14 protein-coding genes and 1 other RNA gene are annotated in these 22,959 nt (G+C 34.9%); 4 read left to right on the forward strand and 11 right to left on the reverse strand.

Annotation, left to right across the window (positions count from 1 at the left end; translation table 11 throughout):
* Positions 1–42: 42 nt before the first annotated feature.
* The 5 genes from gcvT to QE177_RS10510 form a co-directional block, all read right to left on the reverse strand.
* Complete coding sequence (gene gcvT / locus QE177_RS10490) at positions 43–1,143, reverse strand: glycine cleavage system aminomethyltransferase GcvT (protein ID WP_280549425.1); 1,101 nt, start codon at positions 1,141–1,143, stop codon at positions 43–45.
* Positions 1,144–1,353: 210 nt separating this feature from the next.
* Positions 1,354–2,589 carry an FAD-dependent 2-octaprenylphenol hydroxylase gene (ubiI, locus tag QE177_RS10495; protein WP_280549427.1) on the reverse strand — a complete coding sequence of 412 codons (1,236 nt, stop codon included), beginning with the start codon at positions 2,587–2,589 and terminating at the stop codon, positions 1,354–1,356.
* Between the two features lie 25 nt (positions 2,590–2,614).
* On the reverse strand, positions 2,615–3,793 hold the full coding sequence (gene ubiH, locus QE177_RS10500; protein WP_280549429.1) for a 2-octaprenyl-6-methoxyphenyl hydroxylase: 1,179 nt from the start codon (positions 3,791–3,793) through the stop codon (positions 2,615–2,617).
* Positions 3,794–3,811: 18 nt separating this feature from the next.
* On the reverse strand, positions 3,812–5,122 hold the full coding sequence (gene pepP / locus QE177_RS10505; protein ID WP_280549431.1) for a Xaa-Pro aminopeptidase: 1,311 nt from the start codon (positions 5,120–5,122) through the stop codon (positions 3,812–3,814).
* Between the two features lie 52 nt (positions 5,123–5,174).
* Positions 5,175–5,750: a YecA family protein gene (locus QE177_RS10510; protein WP_280549433.1), complete on the reverse strand. Its 576-nt coding sequence runs from the start codon at positions 5,748–5,750 to the stop codon at positions 5,175–5,177.
* 183 nt (positions 5,751–5,933) lie between these two features.
* Here QE177_RS10510 and zapA point away from each other — a divergent pair, with 183 nt between their 5' ends.
* The 3 genes from zapA (at position 5,934) to QE177_RS10525 (ending at position 7,282) form a co-directional block, all read left to right on the forward strand.
* Positions 5,934–6,263: a cell division protein ZapA gene (gene zapA, locus QE177_RS10515; RefSeq protein ID WP_026821802.1), complete on the forward strand. Its 330-nt coding sequence runs from the start codon at positions 5,934–5,936 to the stop codon at positions 6,261–6,263.
* A 96-nt stretch (positions 6,264–6,359) separates the two neighbouring features.
* A non-coding RNA gene (ssrS, locus tag QE177_RS10520) (6S RNA) lies at positions 6,360–6,561 on the forward strand.
* A gap of 130 nt (positions 6,562–6,691) precedes the next feature.
* Complete coding sequence (locus tag QE177_RS10525) at positions 6,692–7,282, forward strand: 5-formyltetrahydrofolate cyclo-ligase (RefSeq protein WP_280549435.1); 591 nt, start codon at positions 6,692–6,694, stop codon at positions 7,280–7,282.
* Positions 7,283–7,337: 55 nt separating this feature from the next.
* Here QE177_RS10525 and QE177_RS10530 read toward each other — a convergent pair whose 3' ends face one another.
* The 3 genes from QE177_RS10530 to rpiA form a co-directional block, all read right to left on the reverse strand.
* A complete protein-coding gene (locus tag QE177_RS10530; protein WP_280549437.1) occupies positions 7,338–8,819 on the reverse strand; it encodes a hypothetical protein in 1,482 nt (493 codons plus the stop codon).
* Positions 8,820–9,088: 269 nt separating this feature from the next.
* The gene (gene serA, locus QE177_RS10535; protein WP_280549439.1) at positions 9,089–10,330 is read right to left on the reverse strand and encodes a phosphoglycerate dehydrogenase; all 1,242 of its coding nucleotides are present in this window, start codon (positions 10,328–10,330) and stop codon (positions 9,089–9,091) included.
* 287 nt (positions 10,331–10,617) lie between these two features.
* Entirely contained in the window at positions 10,618–11,286 is a 669-nt protein-coding gene (gene rpiA, locus QE177_RS10540) for a ribose-5-phosphate isomerase RpiA (RefSeq protein ID WP_280549441.1), read from the reverse strand.
* Positions 11,287–11,429: 143 nt separating this feature from the next.
* Here rpiA and QE177_RS10545 point away from each other — a divergent pair, with 143 nt between their 5' ends.
* A complete protein-coding gene (locus QE177_RS10545) occupies positions 11,430–12,347 on the forward strand; it encodes a LysR family transcriptional regulator ArgP (RefSeq protein WP_280552268.1) in 918 nt (305 codons plus the stop codon).
* 611 nt (positions 12,348–12,958) lie between these two features.
* Here QE177_RS10545 and QE177_RS10550 read toward each other — a convergent pair.
* The 3 genes from QE177_RS10550 to QE177_RS10560 all read right to left on the reverse strand — a co-directional run bounded on the left by QE177_RS10550 (position 12,959) and on the right by QE177_RS10560 (position 22,882).
* Positions 12,959–17,026: a hypothetical protein gene (locus QE177_RS10550; RefSeq protein ID WP_280549443.1), complete on the reverse strand. Its 4,068-nt coding sequence runs from the start codon at positions 17,024–17,026 to the stop codon at positions 12,959–12,961.
* 63 nt (positions 17,027–17,089) lie between these two features.
* Positions 17,090–21,292 (reverse strand): C80 family cysteine peptidase, encoded by a 4,203-nt coding sequence (locus tag QE177_RS10555; RefSeq protein ID WP_280549445.1) that lies wholly within the window; start codon positions 21,290–21,292, stop codon positions 17,090–17,092.
* Positions 21,293–22,153: 861 nt separating this feature from the next.
* Positions 22,154–22,882 (reverse strand): oxidative stress defense protein, encoded by a 729-nt coding sequence (locus tag QE177_RS10560; protein ID WP_280549447.1) that lies wholly within the window; start codon positions 22,880–22,882, stop codon positions 22,154–22,156.
* Between the last annotated feature and the right edge of the window lie 77 nt (positions 22,883–22,959).

Genomic DNA, 22,959 nt, shown 5'->3' on the forward strand with positions numbered 1-22,959 from the left:
TAATTTTTAATAAAATAAACGTAAAAATATAATTAAATAACTTTAGTTAATTAATGCTTTTCCATAACGAACAAAGCTAGGTTTTACTACCTGAACTGGCATCTCATGTTTTTTTATTTGCACAACCGCTTGCATGCCAATATTCAATGGTACTCGTGCTAAAGCAATACTTAAGCCCAAAGTTGGCGAAAAAGTGCCACTCGTAATGATCCCTTCACACAACTTACCTGCTGTATCAATAAAACGAACCGGTAAGTCAGCTTGTAATGTCCCTCTATCACGCATTACTAAACCAACCAATTTTTCTGTGCCTACCTGACGTTGCCTCTCTAATGCATCTCGGCCGATAAAATCGCGCTCTTCCGGCTGCCAAGCAATTGTCCATTCCATATTAGCAGCCAGTGGTGATACCAATTCACTCATTTCTTGTCCATAAAAATTCATTCCGGCTTCCAGACGAAGAGTATCACGCGCTGCCAATCCTGCCGGTTTAATATCTAAATCAAGTAATTTTTGCCAAAAATTGACAGCTTGCTCTTTTGGCAGTGCTATCTCATAACCTAATTCACCGGTATAACCTCCGGTAGTAATAAACCAATCATCGATTTGTTTACCATAAAAGAGTGGCATATTAATAACCGCGCTTTTCTGTTGTTCATTAAGCAGAGATTGCACTTTCAGTTGTGCATCTGGCCCTTGAATAGCAACGAATGCCAGATCATCACGTACCTGCACATTAATTAAGTAATTTTTAATATGCTCATTGATCCAAGCTAAGTCTTTTTGCCGGGTGGCAGAATTGGCAATTAAGCGATAGAAATCATCATCAAAATAGTAGACAACTAAATCATCGATCACGCCGCCAGAAGCATTTAACATACCGGTGTAGAGCGCTTCACCGGGCTCTTTCAGTTTTGCTACATCATTGGCTAATAAATAACGTAGAAAATCTCGGCACTGTTCACCATGCAGATCAATAATTGTCTGGTAAGAAATATCAAACATGCCAGCAGCGGTACGAACAGCATGGTGTTCAGCGATTTGTGAACCATAATGCAATGGCATCCTCCAACCATGAAAATCAATCATCGTTGCATTGCAGGCCAAGTGCTGATCATATAATGCAGTCTGTTTTACCGTCATTGTTCTATATACCTCATTAATAGGTATAGACAAACTAAGTTGTTAAATCAAAATACCTATGACTAGATGTAACATATTAATTTTAAAAACAGAGTTGCAACATGGCAAAAAATAAGCAAAGTTGCTAAATCAAATTAATTGAAACAACTATCTCAAGCCGACAGAATTATTTCCTGTAAAACGATAGATTAAGCGGAATGCAGCGATAAGTTACACTATTTCTGCGGAGTTGGTTGTGGCCTTTGCTAACCATTCAGGCATATCATGTGATCCTAACGCATAACTTAGCAACTTTGGTTTTATGCCTGGCACTGTATTAGTCAACAGTAATCCAACATCTCGAACCATTTTTTTGATTGGGTTATTGCCATCAAATAATTGGCGCAACCCCTGCATACTAGCCAACATCAATACGGCACTATATTTACGTTTACGTTCATAACTTTGTAAATAAAGATATTGGCCGATATCTTTACCTGCGGTATTTAAATGTCGTAATTGTCCAATCAACTCTGCAACATCCATAAAGCCTAAATTTACTCCTTGCCCTGCTAAAGGGTGGATGGTGTGGGCTGCATCACCTATTAAAGCGATACGTTGACCGACAAAATTTCGTGCATACTGGCCTATAAGTGGAAAAATCTGCCGTTCACTAATTAACTGACAAAAACCGAGACGCATATCTAAAGCGACGCTTAACTCTTTTTCAAAGGCAGAAACTTCTAAATCCAGGCGTCTATGCGCTTGTATTGCCGGTAAAGACCAAACAATTGAGCAAAGATGAGGATCGTGTAACGGTAAAAAAGCTAAAATGCTATCGCTATGAAAAGATTGACGAGCAGTATGCATATGGGGTAGCTCAGTTCGAATGGTGGCGACTAATGCCGTATGTTCATAGTCCCAAAAGCTAAGTGGAATATCCGCTTGTTCCCTTAGCCATGATTTAGCACCATCCGCACCAACCACTAACCTTGCCGTCAACATCTGCTCATTATCGACAGTCATAAATACTTCATTCTCGCCCCAAGCAACTTTTTTCAATCTACTGTCTGTAAATAAGGTAATATCTGTGCTTGCTTTAGCCTTTTGCCATAAAGATCCGCGTATAATCGAATTTTCAATGATATGTCCGAGACCAGCTAAATAATGATCCTTGGCATCAAATTGAATATGACCAAAGCTATCCTGCTGCCAAACCTCCATGTGCTGATAACGACCAACTCGTTTTTGCACGATTGTTTGCCAAACACCTAAATGATCGAGTAATTTCTGACTCGCTGCATTAATAGCAGACACTCTAAGTGAAGGCGCCTGTTGCGCATCAAATTGATGTTGTGGGGGAGAATTTTCAATAATGGCAATCCTCATACCACTGCCGCTTAATCCACAAGCTAGAGCGAGGCCAACCATGCCACCACCCACAATAACCACATCAAACGATTGCATAGTTAAAATATTCCTTCTTAAATAGCTAGAGATGAAACGATCGCCCCATTGCTTGGTGGGCTAAAATGTCACGCATAAGTGGTAGTGTCTCCATTGCCATTAATCCAACATTACGGCCGATAGCAAAAATCAAATGATTATTTGAAAATAAATGAACCAGATTATCGGTTAACTTTATGGTGTTATGTCTATCATCACAACGCTGCATTTGATACTGACTAAGAACTGAATAAGCCCCCATATCACCACCATAATTGGCTACTTCACTAATTATATTGGCAAGGAGCATCACATCACGCATCGCCAGATTAAACCCCTGACCGGCAATAGGATGTAAAGTTTGTGCCGCATTACCAACCAAGACTAATCGATGGCTTATAACTCTTGTTGCTTGAGAAAGTGTCAATGGAAAACAATAACGCTCGCTAACAGCCTTAATTTCACCTAACCGCCAGCCAAACCATTTTTGTAATTCTGCCATAAATTGGTCATTACTCCATTGCATAATATGCTGCTGGTTTTCCAATGGATGACACCAAACCAATGAACTACGCCCTTTAGTCATAGGTAACATTGCCAACGGGCCATATTGGGTAAAACGCTCAAAAGCTCGACCGTGTGGCGCTTCGCTAGTCAAAACATTAGCAATAATTGCACACTGTTGGTATGAGTCTCGCTGCCATTCAATTTGACTGGCCTTACCTATCATTGAATCGCTGCCATCAGCAGCAACTAATAACTGTCCGGTTAGAACTTTACCCGTCGTTAATTTGACTGATACCTGCTCAATCGTGCGCTCAACAGAGATAACTTCATCAGGACAATATAACTCAATATTTGACGCTTTTTTAAGCTGCTGAAATAAATAATTTCCCGCATCATGTAATTCAACCACATAACCGAGTGCAGGCAAGCAATAGTCATTGGCATGCATATTCACTGCGCCAGCATGGCCATATTCAGAAACATGAATATGGGTAATTGGCGTCACATACTTTTTTAATCCGTCCCATATACCCATTTGATTAAACTGTTGGCAAGTGCCATAAGCCAATGCAATTGTTCTGGCATCAAAACCAGAATGTGCCTTATTAGGTAACCACGCTTCAATTAATGAAACCTGAACCTTTCCCTGACTCAAGGCCGAAATAGCCAGTGCTAATGACGCACCGGTCATACCACCGCCAACAATAATCACTTTCATTATTTCACATCTCCCTGCCTACTTCGCTGCTGCCATCAATGCCTCTATCTCATCAGGATCTTTTATAACAGCGGCTGTCAGGTTTTCATTACCCTCTTCGGTGATCACAATATCATCTTCAATACGGATACCTATTCCTCGATAAGCTTCGGGTACATTAGCATCCGGTGCAATATAGAGCCCAGGTTCAACGGTCAATACCATACCCGGCTCTAACAGGCGATCGCGATTGCTACCATAATCACCAACATCATGGACATCAAGCCCTAACCAATGACTTAAACCATGCATAAAAAAGGGCAAGTGCGCTTTACCCTCGATGAGTTTATCTACCTCACCTTGTAAAATACCCAACTTAATTAAACCTTCGATCTTAATTTTTACCACCGCCGTCATCACTTGGTGAATTGTCGTCCCAGGTCGATATAAGGCTAAAGCAGTATTTAGGGCCATTAATACAATGTCATAAATTTCACGTTGGGGTTGACTAAATTTACCATTCACAGGATAGGTACGAGTAATATCACTGGCATAACCTTGATATTCTGCCCCAGCATCGACTAAGACTAAATTACCCGCTTTCATCACAGCATCATTTTCTGTGTAATGCAGAATACAGGCATTTTCTCCGCTGCCTACAATGGTAGTATAAGCAGGCGATTTTGCGCCTTGACTGGCAAACTGATGTTCAATTTCTGCAGCCAACTGATATTCATACATATCAGGCTGGCAGTTTTGCATCGCTCTAAGATGTGCATCAGCAGAAATCTTGCTAGCTTCACGCATTAGAGCAAGTTCTTCCGATGATTTAAATAATCGCATTTCGTGCAGCATTGGCCGCCAGTCAATTTGCGTAGATGGGACTTTTAATTTTTGCCGACTACCTTGCCTTAATCGATTAAGTGCGGCAATAACGATTTGATCAGCATAGGCAAATTCACCTTGAGCATGATAAACAACAGCTAAACCATTCAATAATTGATAAAGCTGTTGATCAATTTCAGCAAAAGGTAATGCCTGATCCACGCCCAATTTTGCCAGTGCGGCTTGCTGGCCTAAACGACGACCAAACCAGGTTTCCATAGCTTGATCACGCACACGATTAAAAAGTATACTCTTACTAGAGGTTTCATTATATTTAATGATAACCAACACAGCTTCCGGTTCACTAAAGCCCGTTAAATAGAGAAAATCACTGTGTTGCCGATAAGGATATTCACAATCTGCATTGCGCAAAACAGACGGAGCGGCAAAAAAAATAGCTGCACTGGCAGGTGCCATTTTTTTTAATAATCGATGACGACGAGATATAAATGGTTGTTGAGTCATGCCTTCTCCTGCAAGCGATTAAGCAATAAAATAAGTTAGAATATCATTCCTATCAATGTAATGTTGGTTTATTATTTTTTGCCTTCATTCGCCGATCTTTTACCTCCATAAAGGCAATAAAACAGAGCTGAACTGCGACCTTTACATACTCAATGATCTCTTCCAAAGCCTGTTCTAACTCATTTTGATCGTCATTTTTGTCATAACCCAACATACCAATATTACGTAAATCCGTAACAAGCTCTTTTAGTTCTTTTTTTTCCATTAACTTTGGTTGCGTAACACCCAAGCCTAATAAAAAATGGTTAACCCAACCGGCTAAAGCATCAGCCTGCTCAAACACCTTACCATCTTCAGGTAACAACAAATTAAAAATGAAATCATTATTATCTAAAGATGCAAGTGTAAAGTCATAAAGTTCACGTAGTGGGTTAGTCAATATTTGTGAAAAAGCTAATCCATCATTGGTTAGTTCATAAACCGACTTTTTCCAGTTATAATCGTGATTACCTCCACAAATTAGGCCCGTAATTAAGCCGTGCATTTCTGCGGCTGTTAAAGCAACATTCTGTTGTTGCAATAGTAGCTCAAGAGTTTGATAATTAGGTAAAGATTTCTGTATTGGCATGTCTGCTCAGTTGCGTTAATAATATTGATATGTAATATGCTACCATCAAGGACGGTCGCTATACTAGATAAGTGCACAAATTGCACATATATTACTCATAATTATTTTGATAGCATCAATAGAATTATGGGCAGCGAAATGTTACCACCATATTTCGTCTCCCCACATAATCAGGAAGGTATAATGTCTGCACAACCTGTTGATATTCAAATTTTAGGACGAACATTAAGAGTTAATTGCCCAAAAGAACAACAAGATGCCTTAAAATCGTCTGCGGCTGAGCTTGAGCAACGGCTAAAAGATCTCAAAAATCGAACTGGCGTCACAAATACCGAACAACTTATTTTTATAGTCGCATTAAATATTTGCCATGAACTTGCGCAAGAAAAAATCAAAACACAGGACTACACTGATAATATGGAACAAAAAATCCGCGTATTGCAACATACGATTGAACAGGCATTGCAAGAGCAAGCGCGCATTACTGGACGAACAATTACTCCATTAGAATAAAAAAGGTGAACAAAACAACATTAGTACCAAAATAGAGTAAGAATAGGTTGCTTTCTGTATTTACTTTCATACAATAGATACTAAGATATAGTTTAGAATTCTCTGAGATGCTCGTCAGCGGGTGAGTCCCCTGAGCCGATATTTCAAAACATTTAGAATGTGGTTATCTGTTTATGGTGTGCATGCCGGGTCAGCTAGGGAGAACCTAGCCACCAGGAAGCCTAAAGTTAACGATGCTACGTTCACCTTGAACCCCGGGTTCAAGGGTTACAGCCCGCAACGGCATCTTGGAGTTCCTCAATTGGTTACACTACTATACTCATAACGTTACCATCCAAATATACCGCGCTTTAGTAAATAAAAACTGAGTGATGCGATAATAAGTGATCGCATTATTTTATCCTGCTAGATTGATAATCCTAAATTTTATGTCTAATAACTTACTAAAACGACAGAAAATTATCCGACAAACAGTACGACAATATCGTCGACAATTAACATGTGAACAACAAAATAGCGCGGCAGATAAAATAACTCACTATGCGTTAGCGCACGAACTTATACGATCTGCCTCCCATCTGGGGTTATTTCTTTCATTTGATGGCGAAATCAATACCAATCCATTAATTAAAAATCTCTGGGCACAAAACAAGAAAGTTTATCTGCCAGTTTTACATCCCTTTAATCGCTATCAGCTACTATTTCTAAACTATCGTCCTGATACTTTATTGATAAAAAATCGCTTTAATATTGCAGAGCCAACGCTTAATGTTATGGATGTTATACCAATAACACAATTAGATGTTCTGTTTGTGCCATTAGTGGCATTTGATAAACAAGGCCAGCGGTTAGGGATGGGAGGCGGATTTTACGATAGGTTGCTATCCGATTGGCACAAAAAACATTTTTATCCGATTGGATTAGCCCATGATTGCCAATTGGTTGATAAAATCCCCACTGCACCATGGGATATCCCATTACCAGAAATTATCACTCCATCAAAAAGATGGCGCTGGTAAATAATTAAACAGTAATTAACCCAATGTTATATTAAGATCATCAAATATTTTATGATTAAATTGTTTTTACCGGCTGTTTTTTCCCCTTAATAATTTTCTGCTGCAAAATAGCAATATTTTGTTCATAAGAATTACGATAAACATCATAATGGCCGTTACTTTTATTTAAATATATTCGTTTACCCTGATATTTATCTAAATCTTGTTTATGCTGTTGGATAAAGTGCTTTATTTCATCCACAGACTGGCAATCGATAGTTAATTTTATTTTTTTATTAATTTTATTTTTATGATTAATAATTTCCAACTTGGTTGTTTGCGTTTTTTCATCTATCGAAATAAATTTTAATGATATTCTTTCATCAATTTTTATTTTGTTTTGCTTATCAATAAGTTTAGCTAATGCAATAGTCGAAATTTCATTATCGTTAACCAAAAAACGATTTAACTGCCTCTCTTTCTGATGATCTTGTTGATGTGCTAGGTGACTCTTTTTAACAAAACTTCCCATGGCAAAAGTGAAATTTCCATCGGCTTGTTTTTCCACTGCATAGATAGAAGCAAGCTGATTAAAAAACTCAGTTAATTTTTGTTTATCAGTAAAATGATAAACCCCTGTATTTGAATCAAATAGAGTAAAAATTGGTTTATGATTGTTATCATTCTCAATTGTCAGCATCACTGAATGCGCTTTTAAGCCAATATTCAAATAAATACCATCAGAATTAGCTCGGAATCTATCCAATATATCAGCAAAAGTTTGAGAAGAAGCTTCTAACAAACAATAACGTTCTATTCCAGTTATATTATCATATCCGATATTATAGTTAGACAGAAAAAATTCAATATCCTTTGAATATGAATTAATGACATTTGTTTTTGCCTGTTTAAATTTGAGAAGAATATCTTGTATAGATAAAATATTTTCTACTGTACAAATACGCTGCCATTCTACATAAATGTCTCTATGCCATTTAAATTGAACCAATTCATTATTTTGATTTATACTTTCTGCATAAAATTTATCAATAAAACAATTAACATCGTTTCTATTGGTAAAATGCTTACCACCTCTACAAATCTCCATGATATCTTTATTATTTTGATTAATGACTTGCCTTAAATTAACCAATTTTGTTGCATAAAGTAATGCATATTTATTAATAAAATTATGCAAATAAATTGCTTCGTTAAGTAAATCATTAATTTTTGCATTAGCATGTAGTTTTTTAGCTTCAATAATGATTTTGTCATAATCATCCATATCATGTGTAATGGCTAAATTACTTAGCTGATTTAATTCTTTAATTGACTCTAAGAATTTATCACCTTGCACATAGCCACCCTGTGCAAACTGACACATATACATTAAAGACAGGCCATAACATATTCCTTCATCAATTTGAAAGCGCTTATCAGTTAAATCTAATCTAAAATACTTCTTTTTTAATAGTGCTATTTTTTGATTAAAATCTTCAAAAATATGTTTATTTTGACAAAAAATAACATCTGGATTTTTAATTCCATTAATTGACATAATAGCTTCCTTAAAATATATCTTTCCAAGTTAATTAGATAATATTTTAAATAAATTAATATTAGGATGAAACTAATAATAAGCATTTTTTTATAAAATATTACTAATTGATAGTATTTTATATTGAGAAAAAACACATTAAATATATTAATTAATAAATTATCAACTATACAAATACTCCTCTTTTGTAAAATAAATATATTAATATACAATAAAAATCAGCCCGCATTAACGGGCTATTTATTAGAAGAATAAATCAGTAAATTTTATCAATACAGCAGGCGTGTACGAATAGTACCAGGTAAAGATTTTAATTTTTGTAATAAACTTTTTGCTGTCTTTTCCGGTTGACTTGTAATATCAATCACAACATAACCAATATTTCCCTTAGTTTGCAAATATTGTGCCGCTATATTAATTTCGTCTTCCATAAAGATCTGATTAATACGATTTAACATCCCTGGACGATTTTCATGAATATGTAATAAACGATTAGTCTCTTCTGTGTGGATAGGTAATGAAACCTCAGGAAAATTAACCGCCGATAAAGTAGAACCATTATCAGAATATTTTGCTAACTTACTAGCCACTTCATGACCAATATTCTCCTGTGCTTCTTGGGTAGAACCACCAATATGAGGAGTTAAAATAACATTATCAAATCCAATTAACGGCGAGCTAAAAGGATCACCATTACTGGCTGGTTCTTTAGGAAAGACATCAATTGCTGCACCAGAGATATGCTGACTTTTCAATGCCTCACTTAATGCCGGAATATCCACTACACTACCACGTGAAGCATTGATCAAAATCGCGCCAGGTTTCATCAAAGTCAGTTGTTCTTTGGCAAACATATTCTTAGTACTTGCTGTTTCAGGAACATGTAAGCTAATTACATCACTCATATTGAGTAATTCGGTCATAGTCGGAACTTGGCAAGCGTTACCTAGCGGTAACTTATTTTCAATATCATAGAAATAAACATGCATTCCAATATTTTCAGCTAAGATACCTAATTGGGTACCAATATGGCCATAACCAATAATACCTAATTTCTTACTTCGTGCTTCATAGCTCCCTTTGGCTTGTTTATTCCATATTCCACGATGCGCTTTCATACTCGCTTCTGGAATACGACGCAAAAGTAATAATAATTCGCCGAGTACCATTTCTGCCACTGAGCGAGTGTTGGAAAAAGGAGCATTGAAAACCGGAATACCCCGCTTAGCCGCAGCTTGAATATCAACTTGATTGGTACCAATGCAAAAGCAACCGATTGCAATTAATTTTTCCGCTGCGGCCAAAACTTGTTCGCTAAGATAAGTGCGGGAGCGAATACCGATAAAATGAACATCAGGGATCACTGCGATTAATTCTTCTGTTGATAATGCACCTTCATGGTATTCAATATTTTCATAACCGGCTGCCCGCAGATTATTAATTGCACTTTGATGCACTCCCTCTAAAAGCAAAAATTTAATTTTCTGTTTTTGTAAAGATACATTTACCATTGACCCATCCTGTCATTAAGATTGCGGCTATCACCGATTTTGGCATACCACCATAACAAAAATTTTTTCAGTAGCAACACTATCGTTTATGCAAACAACAAAACTCATCTCAACAAAAAAACCTATAACGAACAAAGAGGAAACTAACCAGGCAAAAGTAAGATTTTTATCATACTAAAACAATTATAATGATATAACTGACTAAATTTGATAGTAAAAAAATTTAAATTTAATCGAGGCAATAAATATTGCCTCAATAACCGATCAAGGTTTTAAAAACCAGCAAACTATAGGTTTTTCGCCGTCAATTTTTCTACTCCAGTTGGTGTTGCCAGCAAAACAATATCCGCCGCGCGATTAGCAAATAAGCCTACCGTAATCACCCCAGCAATTGCATTAATTTTATTTTCTAACTCAATCGGATCGAGGATCTTTAGATTGTGAACATCAAGAATAACATTACCATTATCCGTAACCACATTTTGCCGATATTCTGGCAGGCCACCTAACTTTACTAATTCACGAGCGACGTAAGCACGCGCCATCGGAATTACTTCAACGGGTAATGGAAATGCGCCTAAAATATCAACTTGCTTAGATTCATCAGCAATAGCGATAAATTGCTTAGCCATTGCAGCGATAACTTTTTCACGCGTCAAAGCCGCTCCACCACCTTTGATCATCATTAAGTCTGGATTAAATTCATCAGCACCATCAATATAAATATCCACGCCATCCACCTCATTACTATCAAGAATGGGAATGGCTAATGCGGTTAATTTGTCGGTAGAAGCAACTGAACTTGAGACTGCACCTTTGATTAAATGCTTTTGTGTCGCTAAGCTATCAATAAAATGTGCAACGGTAGAGCCTGTACCAACACCAACCACCATATCGGCTTTGATATATTCCACAGCGGCCCAGCCAACCATTTTTTTTAATTCATCCTGTGTCATAATTAGTTGCCTTATTATTTTTTATTGCTAAAACCTACTAATTAATTAGTATAACGAAATTTCCCCGGCTATCGATTGGAAAAATATTGCATAGTAAGATATAGAATAACATCTGAATTGAATTCTAAAGAGATTTTTTCGTGATTAAACGCCCTGACTATCGAGCACTACAAGCACTGGATACTGTGATCCGTGAACGTGGCTTTGAGCGCGCAGCGCAAAAGTTATGTATCACTCAATCTGCCGTTTCTCAAAGAATTAAGCAGCTTGAAAACCTATTTGGTCAGCCATTATTGGTAAGAACGATCCCTCCTCAACCAACTGAGCAAGGACAAAAACTACTTGCTCTGTTACATCAAGTTGAATTATTGGAAGAGCAATGGCTTGGTGACGAAAACAGTGGCGCAACCCCGTTGCTGCTATCAATGGCGGTCAATGCTGATAGTTTAGCAACCTGGTTTCTGCCTGCTCTCAATCCAGTACTACATGACACGCCTATTCGCCTTAATATTCAAGTCGAAGATGAAACCCGGACGCAGGAGCTGTTACGTAGAGGAGAAGTCGTTGGCGCGATTAGTATTCAATCAGAGCCCTTGCCTGGCTGCCTAGTAGATAAACTGGGTGCGCTAGATTATCTATTCGTTTCGTCACCCACATTTGCTGAGCGCTATTTTCCTACTGGGGTGACAAAAACCTCACTATTAAGAACGCCGGCTGTTGCTTTTGATCATCTGGATGATATGCATCAAGCTTTTGTTCAACAGAATTTTAACCTATCGCCGGGTAGTGTTCCTTGCCATATTGTGAACTCATCAGAGGCTTTTGTTCAACTTGCCAAGCAAGGCTCAACTTGTTGTATGATCCCACATTTACAAATTATCAATGAATTAAATTCAGGCCAACTAGTCGATCTTACTCCCGGACTATATCAGCGTAGAATGCTATACTGGCACCGCTTTTCCCCTGAAAGCAGGACAATGAAAAAAGTGACTGACGCCCTAGTAAAAACCGGACGCCAGCTATTAAAACAAGAAGATAATAATGTAGAAAACAACAAGTAACGTTTCAATGCAAACACAACGTCAATTTGGTCGGAAAATCAATACACTGTTGTTCATCAGTTTGATTGCTGGCAGCGGCAGCTACCATTTGTATCATCGCCTTCATTTTTCGCATTAAATAAGGAGTTGCATCAGGTACCCGATTAATTAATACTATAGACTTTACCTAATTTAACATTAAATCCTAATGCTACGACCTCGCTTGCGCATTGTCATTGCCTAATTACATACTTTATACTAATTTGAACACCTAATTTGAGTTAAATATTTCAGTGATAGAGCATCAGTTAAATTCTTTTTCAATGAAAAACTTAAATTCTAATAGTTTTTCTTTTATTAATTTATTTTATGAGCTCTTTTTATTTATTGTTAAACTAGCTAGTAAATTATTTCAATAAAAAATAAAAAAATGATAAGTAATTAAAAAAATTATTGTAATATAATAAATATAATTAATTGAAAAAATAACTTGTTGTATTTATTATTAGAAAAAACATTCAATCATACTATATAAAAAATTAATTTTCATTTTATTATAGTTAATAAAAATAGTGAAAAGCAAAGAAAATACTTCTTTGCTTTAATCATATTATAAGAATAGTTAATTTTGTTTAATAACTATACTGCGATGCGACAAAAATATTTTGTTCAACTCCATTGTTAATAAAATCAATCAAATTTAATGATGCTCTGTCTTTTTCTTTATTAAAAGCTGATAGTTTATCGATCAAGATATTTATGCTATCACTATCCAGATAATTACCATTATTTATTCCTGCATAAATTTTTATTTTATCTTCATTCGCTACTGCATTTTTAATAGTAATACTGGATTTCTTATCTTTTGATTTAATAAGATAATCTTGTTGGTTATCCGCTATATAGTATCGTATATTCCCATCAGAAAAATAGTGATCAAAATTTTGAATATAAATCGTATCAGAACCACCAGCACAATTAATAGTTACATGCCCAACTTGATGATTAATAAATATTGCATTGTTACCTTTACCGCCATTAATTTCATCATTTCCATTGATAGTAATAATAGTATCATCACCTATACCACTATTAACAATATCATTCCCTTCACCTGGTAAAATAATATTATGGCCTTTTGCGGTAACAACTATATCATCTCCTATTCCAGCATCAATAATATTATTGCCATTTATCACTGTCACCAAATCATCTCCAGGGCCAGCATTAATTATATTATCGCGTCCACTTAAGTCAGTAATAATATCATCACCGGCCATAGTATCTAATCGATTTTCATTTAAGCGATAACCTACTGGTAACTCAATTATATCATGACCTGACGTTGGTTCTTTAATTGCAATTATTGGAACAATTTTATTTTCGCCTTTTTTTAATGACATCATAAAACATTGCTGATTTTTATCCTGTACAATGATATTTTTTATTTCTTTTTTAGGTAAATTCTTAAAAACAATATTAGCAATTTTGCCAACTTTATCTTTATGAATAAGACGTTCACCATCAAATTCAAAATCATAGCCACTATATTCTTGTATTGCGATAATAATCTTATCTTTACTATCAAAACTATTTTTTACTTTACTAAAATCAAAAATAATATCTTCATTAAGATTGAAAGTAGTATCAGCTTCAGGAGAATTTTTTAATGCCATGCTCTTAATAAGATAGAAATCATTACCTTTTGAAACATAAATATAATACTGTGCAGCCAGAGCAATAATCTGATCATCATTATCACCAATAATAGTCATCCCTTCTGATGTTAAAAATTTTGCCATAACTTTAATGCCAGTAGGCATTTTATAAATATCTTTGCTAAAAACCTTAAAACTATTACGCGCAAAATTAACTTCAACATCATTGGTATAGACATTTCCTTCATTGGGATATTTTGGTCTAACATATGTCGCTTTAAAATATTCAGTTGGATTTCTATTTTTATCTGTTTTTGAAACTAATATAGGTGACAGTAAAAAGCTATCTTGACATTTCACATTATATTCATGATTTGTAAAATAGTTGCCTTTTTCATCCTGTGCATAAACGTTTTTTAATCTAATTACGATATTACTTATTATGTTATTTTTAACAAATTTGGCGTTATTGATAATTTCAATTTCAATAACAATATCATTACCCGATCTGGAAACAGATTTTATTTCATTAATATCATAATCCAGGTAAACCACACTCTGTTGATTAATATTTCGATGACTGTCATCAATGACAATTTGTGCATTATAAGAATAGCCGTTTTTAAAGCGAAACTTTGGATTGGTTGTAGAGGCAATTTCTTCACTATTATTCGTATCAGCAAAAACAAAAGCGCCTTTTATTGGATCCCAATGCTGATATTGCAAATTATCATCGGCAAATATCTCAATATGATCTTGCCAGTTATAGCGCTTAATCCGATAAACATCATGACCTTCACCACCATCAGCAATGCCTTGAGTTAAAATTAAAGTATCATTACCTTTACCACCATACAATTTATCATTACCTAGATTACCATCTAAAACATTATCCCGTGCATCACCAACAATAATATCGGCACTATTCGCTACTACGGTTACATTTTCCATGTTTTTGATGGTGGCAAGCAGCTGTGATTGCTTAAATGAAGAGGATTTTTCATTATCATAATTATCAATAGCATACTGGTGATTATCGATCGCCCAAATCTCTTCTTGCGCTAAATTAACCAATACACCATCCTGTATGGTAAAGCTATCCTTATCAAACCCCTGTAAATTAGTACTATTTTTTTCTATATCAACATTGGAATTAGATTTAATTACTGGTAATTGATTAATAATTATAGAATTACTACCTGCATATCCATCTAAATATCGTGTCTCATTCGGATAATGTGCATCAAAATTTAATACGAAAGTATCATTTTTCTCACCACCGAAAAAAACTTTATTACCGTTATAGATCTCAAATCTATTTTTATACTGTTTAAAACCAACAATGGTATCATTACCATTAGCCGTGTTAAAAATAATACCTGCATTCTCTCCTGCTAGTGACAACTGATATTGTAGCTGATTTCTATCAAGAGGAATGGACTTAACCTCTTCCTTGTCAGTTAAATAAATAAATTGCGTATTTTTTTCAATATAAGAATAAATCGATGCTATTTTTTTTCCTGTCAGATAAAAATCCAAATCCTTTCTTTCTGGATCAAATATAAAAGTTTCATTGCTTGTTGAACTCATTACTGGGGCGTAATTTTTTATTACGACAGATTCGGCTGCATATTTATCAGGATATACCGTGGTAATTCTGCTAACTTCATCTTCGGTAAATCGGTATTTAGGATAAGTGAAGAAAGAATTACCCAAAGTTTTATCGCCTATAGTGCCCTCCAAAAGGGACATATCAAGGTAATTGTAATTTTCTGTTGTTTGTTCATGGGCAGAAATTTGTATTTTAGAACCATTTAATTTTTCAAGAGTTAATACTTTTGCTTGCTCCTTAGTTGTCAAACTTAAACCTGATCCAATATCCCGTAGATTAAACAGCGGTACTTCTGCCATTTGATAACTCTCTTTTACATACAGAGCTCGACCATAGCCTTCTGTTCGAAAAATATTAATTTGGTTCTTAAATCGTTGTAATAGTGACTCCTCGTAACCTTCTTCTTCATTATAGGCTTGCAACTTGTTGAGAACACTGGTGGGTGGCTGTTCACCAAAAGCGGCCCTAATTCCTGTCGCAAACTCTTCCCATCCCGTAAGCTTGACCTTCTCCTCAATACGTTCAACGGCTCTAATGCCATTATAAATCATGCCACCAACCATTAATCCAGCCCCGACAGCAATGCCTATTGGCCCGGCAGCAGAAAAACCAGCCAAAAGAGCAACCGAAACAGCGATACTGACCGCCGCACTGACGACCGCAATCGTTCCATTAACGATCAAATCTTGTCGCACCTCAGGATCAGCTTCGGTCGATAATTGGTGAAATGACTGATAAGCATTGTAAATATCAAATCCGGCCGACAAAGCATTTAATACTGCTGTTGCGCGGCCGGCAAATTTGGCGGCAATCTCTGTGGAATCAGTGATTTTATTTACTGATTTAAATATGATTGGCTGCATGATATCGGTACCAAAATTGGCCGCTGCGGCGCCATATGCCACTGCAAGTTGCTGCCTAATTTCAGCTTTTTGTTCATCGGATAAACGCGGATCCTGTAATTGATCTGCCGCCCGGTTAGTTAAAATCCAAAGCTGAGCAATCCCGATAGCTTGTGAACCATAGCCTACTTTACTCATTATTCGCGCATAACGGGGCAATTTAAAGGTGGTATTTTTCATTTCATGCCACAATGCAGCATCAATTACCTCACCTTTAACATAGCGATCAACATAGCCTAATTGCTGTTTTACTATCCCTACATCTGCCAACTCCGCACGCGTGGCGATCAGGTTATCTTGCCCTTTTTGATCAATTAGTGATTTAATTAATTTAATAAATTGCGGGTCATGATGACTACCATCAAGTAACATCAAGTGATGGCTTAACATAGCGGCATCAAATGTCAATCGCTCACGCCAGTCTGGCAATGATTGAATATGTCTGACTGATAGAGATTGGCCATCAATTTGTGCTCCAGCACGTATCAATAATGGCAGGCTAATCTCAATATTATTTATTTTAACCAAATAAGTGTTAGCATCTAACTGAGGGGGAGTAAATTGCCAAAAAACGTCTGTTTTTTCAACTGACTATTGATCAAGTATTAATTCATAGATGTCAAAGAGATAATCACCATTAATGTTTTCAATCATCAAATCAGCTTTCCGCTCTGTGTTCTCCTTGTGGTATCGGGTCTCACTATCTAAATACGTTTGAAAGACATGGAAAAAATCCTCTTGTGCTTGTTTTTGCTTACCACTATTAATAACAAGTTCACCGGCTTTCGGATCATAAAGCTGGTATTGAAAAATATCATCTTGCCGCTTAATCACAACAGTAAAAGCATGCTCACCTGACTGCAAATAGTAACCACCATCCGATGCTTGCATTAACCAGTTTTTTAGTGATTGATTTTCAATCCGTGCAGTATAATTAATCTTTTGCAGCTGGCTAATGGCAGCGTCAAACTCGGTTAAAAATTGTTGATCCTGGCTACTAGGCTCACTTTTGCTATTAAGCTCAAGCAAAGCCTGTTGGTATGCTAATATTTTAATAAATTCTGCTTGCTTCCCTTTCTGACATGCTATGACATAAAGAGCACCCAATGCTTGTTCAATACGTAAGCTATTGGTATTTGTCTTATCCAAATAATCTCCATGGCTAACCACAGATATGGTTGCCTCACTCTGCGAGCATTGTGCTGATTTAGTTAAACTGACTATATTATCCAAAACTCGTTGCCGCCAAGTAGAACTCTTCATCAAAGTTTGTTTTAATGAAAGTCCGTCAAACTCATTACCAATTTTTAGACCAGTAAATTCCTGTAATTGAGTTTGAATAAATTCAATATATTCTGGATGTGCAAGTGCCTGCATTAAATAAATGGTATCAAGTTCACCATTACTGGATGAAAAATATTGTCTTAATAGATAGCGACTATGATCGCTTAAATAGCGAACAGCATAGGGATTTGCCTGTAATTCACCAACCAGAAAAGATAATTCTGCCGATTGCTGACTTAAGGATAAGGTCTCTTGTGCAACAAAAAGGGAATTCCAGCGTAACCGAGCATCATGAGCAAGATAATCACCATGGGCAAAATACTGGTTAACCTTAATACTTAATAGCGGATCATAAATTGTTTGCTTAAGTTTCTTAATATCAAGTTTACCCTGCTGATCAGCAAAACTAGGTAGCAATATTGCAGGATTTTTAGCGGTAACTTCTGCTAGCGTTATTTTCCCGCTTACAATATCGAGTAACAAAGCCTTAATTGGTGGTTCACCATTAATCATCAATTTTTGCGTTGTACTATCAAGCTGAAAAGTGTTTTTTTGCAGTTCATGATAATCATCCAGCAAAATACCGAGTTCAGAATCTGGCAACATAAATTCTGATTTTGGCTGGTGAATTGAAACCGAAGAATTCAGCCCTTTTTCCGCCAATTTTTGGCATAAACGGGCGGCTACATACTGAGGATCATAAATAGCAGTATTTTCTATTTTGCCTTTATCATTAAATAGTTTGATCTCCGTTGGCACTTTTAGCGGGTATTTTTGCCGTAAAACCAGTAATGATTGTGATAGAGTATCAGGATCCAATGACTGCAACTCATTGCCATCTAAAATCGTCCAACTGTGATTGCCGTACAATGCTAAACTTGACAAGGTGCCATATTCAATAAACGACTGATTATTTTTAACATCATACTGAATAATAAGGGTATTTTCGGGTTTAAATATGGCATATAATTGCGCTTTAGTCAGACTCTCTTTATCACTAGTTAGGCGAATAATAACATTCAATTTATCACTATTATTATCGGGAAGATTTAACTTATTTTCATCAATATAGTTTTTATTTACGGTCTTCCATATTGGCGCTTCATCAATACCGTTATTAATCATTTCACTCGTTATTTTATTATAAAAATTCTCATAATCATTGTAGTCTGACTCATTAATTGCATTTTTAAATAAATCATAAGCTCGTTGGTCATAGGCAATTTTTTTGATTAGATCAATATTTAATTCTCCAGTTAGATCAGAAAATAATGGGGTCAATAATGGCTGATTATCAGTAATAAATCGTTCAAAGGAGACTTTGTCCGCCTGCAAATCATGCAATAAAGATAAAATGGCGGGCTTACCGTTAATTGTGATACTGTCTGTTGCGTGGTGATATTGATAGGTTTTTTTATAAATTCGGGCAGGCAGAAATTCATTACTTTCACTATTGATATAACCAATCCGTTTACCATGGTTATCAACAAATAAATCATTCGTATAAGCAATAATATCCGCATCAAGCGCATTTTTATTGAGTAATTGGATCATATTAAAAGCAAAGTCTTCTTTTGCTGTTCCTTTAGCTAAGTCACAACCCATTAGCACAATTTTATCCGGCGTTTGTTTTATTGCTAAATCATTCTTTAACCATAGCAATCCATCAACAACGGCCTTCGGAGAGTGTTGAGCAAATTTCGAAACTTTTCCATTGCCTTGATAATCACCGTGACCAACAACTATCCAACGTGTTTTACCTGCTGACAATAAATCTTCGTAGCGACCATAAGCAAGCCGTCTTTTCTTTGTCGCAATATCAAATTGCAATAAAATGGTTTTTTCTGGATGTTTAGCAATTAAACCTGCGACAACCTGGTCAAGAATAGTATCAGATTGAATTTGAATAATAATCGTTCGTTTATATAATGAAGGCGGGTTGTTTTGATTAGTAGTTACCAATTTTCGATGTATTATTGGTTGTTCCCAGTTATCAAAATCTATATTCACACTATTATTGCCATCCATTCTTGGCGCTTGACTAACCATTTGAAAGCTTTTAATAGCACCGTCTGGTACTACTTTATAAGCAGGCGTTGGCAGTTTGCCATGAATATCATTAAGATTAGCCGAAAGATCAAAGTCATCCGGTAAACGGTAAACTTGAATATTACCTTTATCAAAACGAGTAAATAAATTCTGATGGGACAGTGCAAATAAATTATCTTGTTCTTTATTAACCAAGTAGATTATTGTTCTTACATCAATATGATCAGTGCTCATAATAATTTTTTTATTTTCATGAGCAATATTTGATTTTTTTTCTATTGTAAATGTGACTGTTTTATTATGTTGATTCAACTGCAAAAATTTTATTTCTACCTCCTCATTAGTTTGGATAATATCACCGTGAGTAACCAGTTTATTGATAACCATCAAGCTAATTTTATATTTAGGTGGCGTCAAATCAATTAATTGATCATTAAAAGTGCTAGCTTTGGCAAAAAAAGCGACACGTATTTCTGGATTATCAATCTTTTCTAAATTCCATTGATACTTTTCGCTAGTATATTTACTAAATTCAATAATAAAATTCTTTGCCTCAGCGAGATCATTAAAAAGGTATAATCCTTTATTAGAATCAAAAAATGTTAAACTCTTCTGTTGATTATTTGGATCAACTTTAACGGTTAACAGCATAATATGATCAAGAGTAGCTATTTCATAGTAGCTATCTCGATTGGTATTTTCAATATGTAAAAATAATCTATCAATATCTATAAAATATCTGCTATGAGTCGTAGAATTTCTTGATTTTAAATAAACAATTCCACGATTTTTCAGATAATTCATATCATCATCTACATAAATCTTATAAATGTTAATTTTCGCGGCTTCAATTGCTGATTGTATTTCAATAATAGATTTTTTATCGGATTCGGTAAATTTTTTTTCTGCTATTAAGAAAATATCAATAAACCATCTCTCTTTGACTAAATCAGGATTTCTAATTAATTCATTTCTATAAATCCGCTTAATTATTTTATGAGCATTGACAGCCGTAGGATCCTCTTTAGTACGTAAGTAGTTTTTTACTTCTGGAATAACATAACCCTGCAAGAAATTTATGTTATTGGCATATGTATGTTCATTAAGTATATCAAAAAACACTTTATCTAAAATAGCATTTGCATACCGTCTTTCAGCTTCTATTTGATAACGTTCAAGAATCCCAGCATTAATAGGAATTTCTCTATTCGCCATTCCAATTAAACGATAAAATTTAATAAAAAAAACCGCTGGGTTTTGTTGCCTATTTTGAGCAATATGTGCCATATAGTAACGTGTTAATCCCAAACATATGCCATCGTAGATTATTTTTTTCCTTTCATCACTACTGCGTAGAAAGAATTTATTACTATTATGATCTAACCATTTTTTCGCAAACGTAAAAATTATTTCTCTTTGCTTAAAATCAATATCCACTCGTTTTATTTCATTTTCCGGCATAATAAATTACCTATTATTAATAATAATTTTTAATATAAATTTACACATAATATTAATAATATATAGATCATATTTAAAATCTTTTTAGTAAAAAAATTTTATAATTTATAACAATTAACTTATCTTAAATTATATAAAATATTAACGGTGACTTTACTATTTTTCATAAAAATATAAATAATAATCACTATAAATATTACGTAACTATTTTAATATCAGAGAACATTTATTTTATTAATTAATAGATAAATAAAAGACTATTTCATACTATAATGAAATTATAAATTTTTTGGGGAATGACTAATAAAAGAATGATAAAAAAGAGTAATATATAATAGAAATAAATATGTATTATCAAGTTATAAGTATATTGATGATAATTAATGATATAAAAAATATAATTATATTAATCTTAGGCACTAGCTATATTTGAAATATTTACTTATAATTTTTTAATAATATTATTAATATTTCATCAAAGCTTAATAACGAATTTGTCTTCTGGTTATCATATTGTTCTATAACAATCAGAAAAAGGTATACTTAATATCAATAATGAAGCTAAAGTCTTTAGCTAAAGTTTTAACCTCAAGGATATAAGAACTAATTGCGACTTCTCAATTTTTACAATCCATTTTTTTGCTAGCTGATATATCCTATCTGCTTGCCTTAAAAAATTCATTTTTATGACAATAAGCTCAGTTTAGCAATCAGAGATAATGAACTTAATATAGTTTGGCTAAATAAAATACGACTATCTTTATCATTCATATTTTTATCGAATGCCTAATGCCTGACGCCCTAGTACAAACCGGACGCCAGATATTAAAACAAGAAAATAGTAATGTAAAAAACAAAAAATTAACGTTTCAATTCAAAAACAACGTCAATTTGATCGGTAAAATCAATACTCTGTTGTTCATAAGTTTGATTGCTATCGCTGGCAGCGGCAGCTACCATTTGCGTCATCGCCTTCATTCTTGGCATTGGGTAAGGGGTTGCATCAGGTGCTCGGTAATTAACACTATAAACTTTACCTAATTTAACATTAAATCCCGCCGCTAGCGCCTCTGCTTGCGCTTTAGCATTATCAATTGCTCTATTGCGTGCTTCATCACGATAATGTTTAGGGTCCTTAACGCCAAATTGCACCGCATTGATTTCATTTAAACCTGCGGCTAAAGCACCATCCAATAACGTATTTAGCTGATCCAGTTTATATAGTTTAACTTCTACTGAACGTTCTGCGGTATAACCAACTATTTTAGATTTTTCTGCTGCTTTATCATATTCATATTTTGGCTGAGTGGTGATATTTGCTGCATTGATATCGCTACTCGCTATCCCTTTATTATTGAGAAAATCAAAATATTCTTTGACACGTTTATCAACTGCCGCTTTAGCTGATGCCGCATTTTTTTCTGTTACAGCAACATTAATTAATAAGGTTACCATATCTGGTATGGCTTTTATCGTTGCATTGCCTGAGGTCACAATGTGTGGCCCATTAGGTAAGGAATTAGCTTGAGCAAGTAAAGGTAATGAACTCACTGACATCATGGCTAAAAATATAATCGAACTAAGCTTCACGAGACCTCCACATAATTAATTCAATACTAGATAGACTATTTGCTAGCCAATAATTGTTTATTCTTAACATGATAGAA

Origin of the sequence: Arsenophonus sp. aPb (genome assembly GCF_029873475.1) — a bacterium.
GTDB lineage: Bacteria > Pseudomonadota > Gammaproteobacteria > Enterobacterales > Enterobacteriaceae > Arsenophonus.

What these genes read in the sequence shown, in the direction of transcription:
- QE177_RS10530 (WP_280549437.1), bottom strand. Translation starts at nt 8,819, where the DNA reads ATGTCAATTAATGGAATTAAAAATCCAGATGTTATTTTTTGTCAAAAT.
- serA (WP_280549439.1), bottom strand. Translation starts at nt 10,330, where the DNA reads ATGGTAAATGTATCTTTACAAAAACAGAAAATTAAATTTTTGCTTTTA.
- zapA (WP_026821802.1), top strand. Translation starts at nt 5,934, where the DNA reads ATGTCTGCACAACCTGTTGATATTCAAATTTTAGGACGAACATTAAGA.
- QE177_RS10555 (WP_280549445.1), bottom strand. Translation starts at nt 21,292, where the DNA reads ATGCCGGAAAATGAAATAAAACGAGTGGATATTGATTTTAAGCAAAGA.
- ubiH (WP_280549429.1), bottom strand. Translation starts at nt 3,793, where the DNA reads ATGAAAGTGATTATTGTTGGCGGTGGTATGACCGGTGCGTCATTAGCA.
- gcvT (WP_280549425.1), bottom strand. Translation starts at nt 1,143, where the DNA reads ATGACGGTAAAACAGACTGCATTATATGATCAGCACTTGGCCTGCAAT.
- QE177_RS10510 (WP_280549433.1), bottom strand. Translation starts at nt 5,750, where the DNA reads ATGCCAATACAGAAATCTTTACCTAATTATCAAACTCTTGAGCTACTA.
- QE177_RS10525 (WP_280549435.1), top strand. Translation starts at nt 6,692, where the DNA reads ATGTCTAATAACTTACTAAAACGACAGAAAATTATCCGACAAACAGTA.
- rpiA (WP_280549441.1), bottom strand. Translation starts at nt 11,286, where the DNA reads ATGACACAGGATGAATTAAAAAAAATGGTTGGCTGGGCCGCTGTGGAA.
- pepP (WP_280549431.1), bottom strand. Translation starts at nt 5,122, where the DNA reads ATGACTCAACAACCATTTATATCTCGTCGTCATCGATTATTAAAAAAA.
- ubiI (WP_280549427.1), bottom strand. Translation starts at nt 2,589, where the DNA reads ATGCAATCGTTTGATGTGGTTATTGTGGGTGGTGGCATGGTTGGCCTC.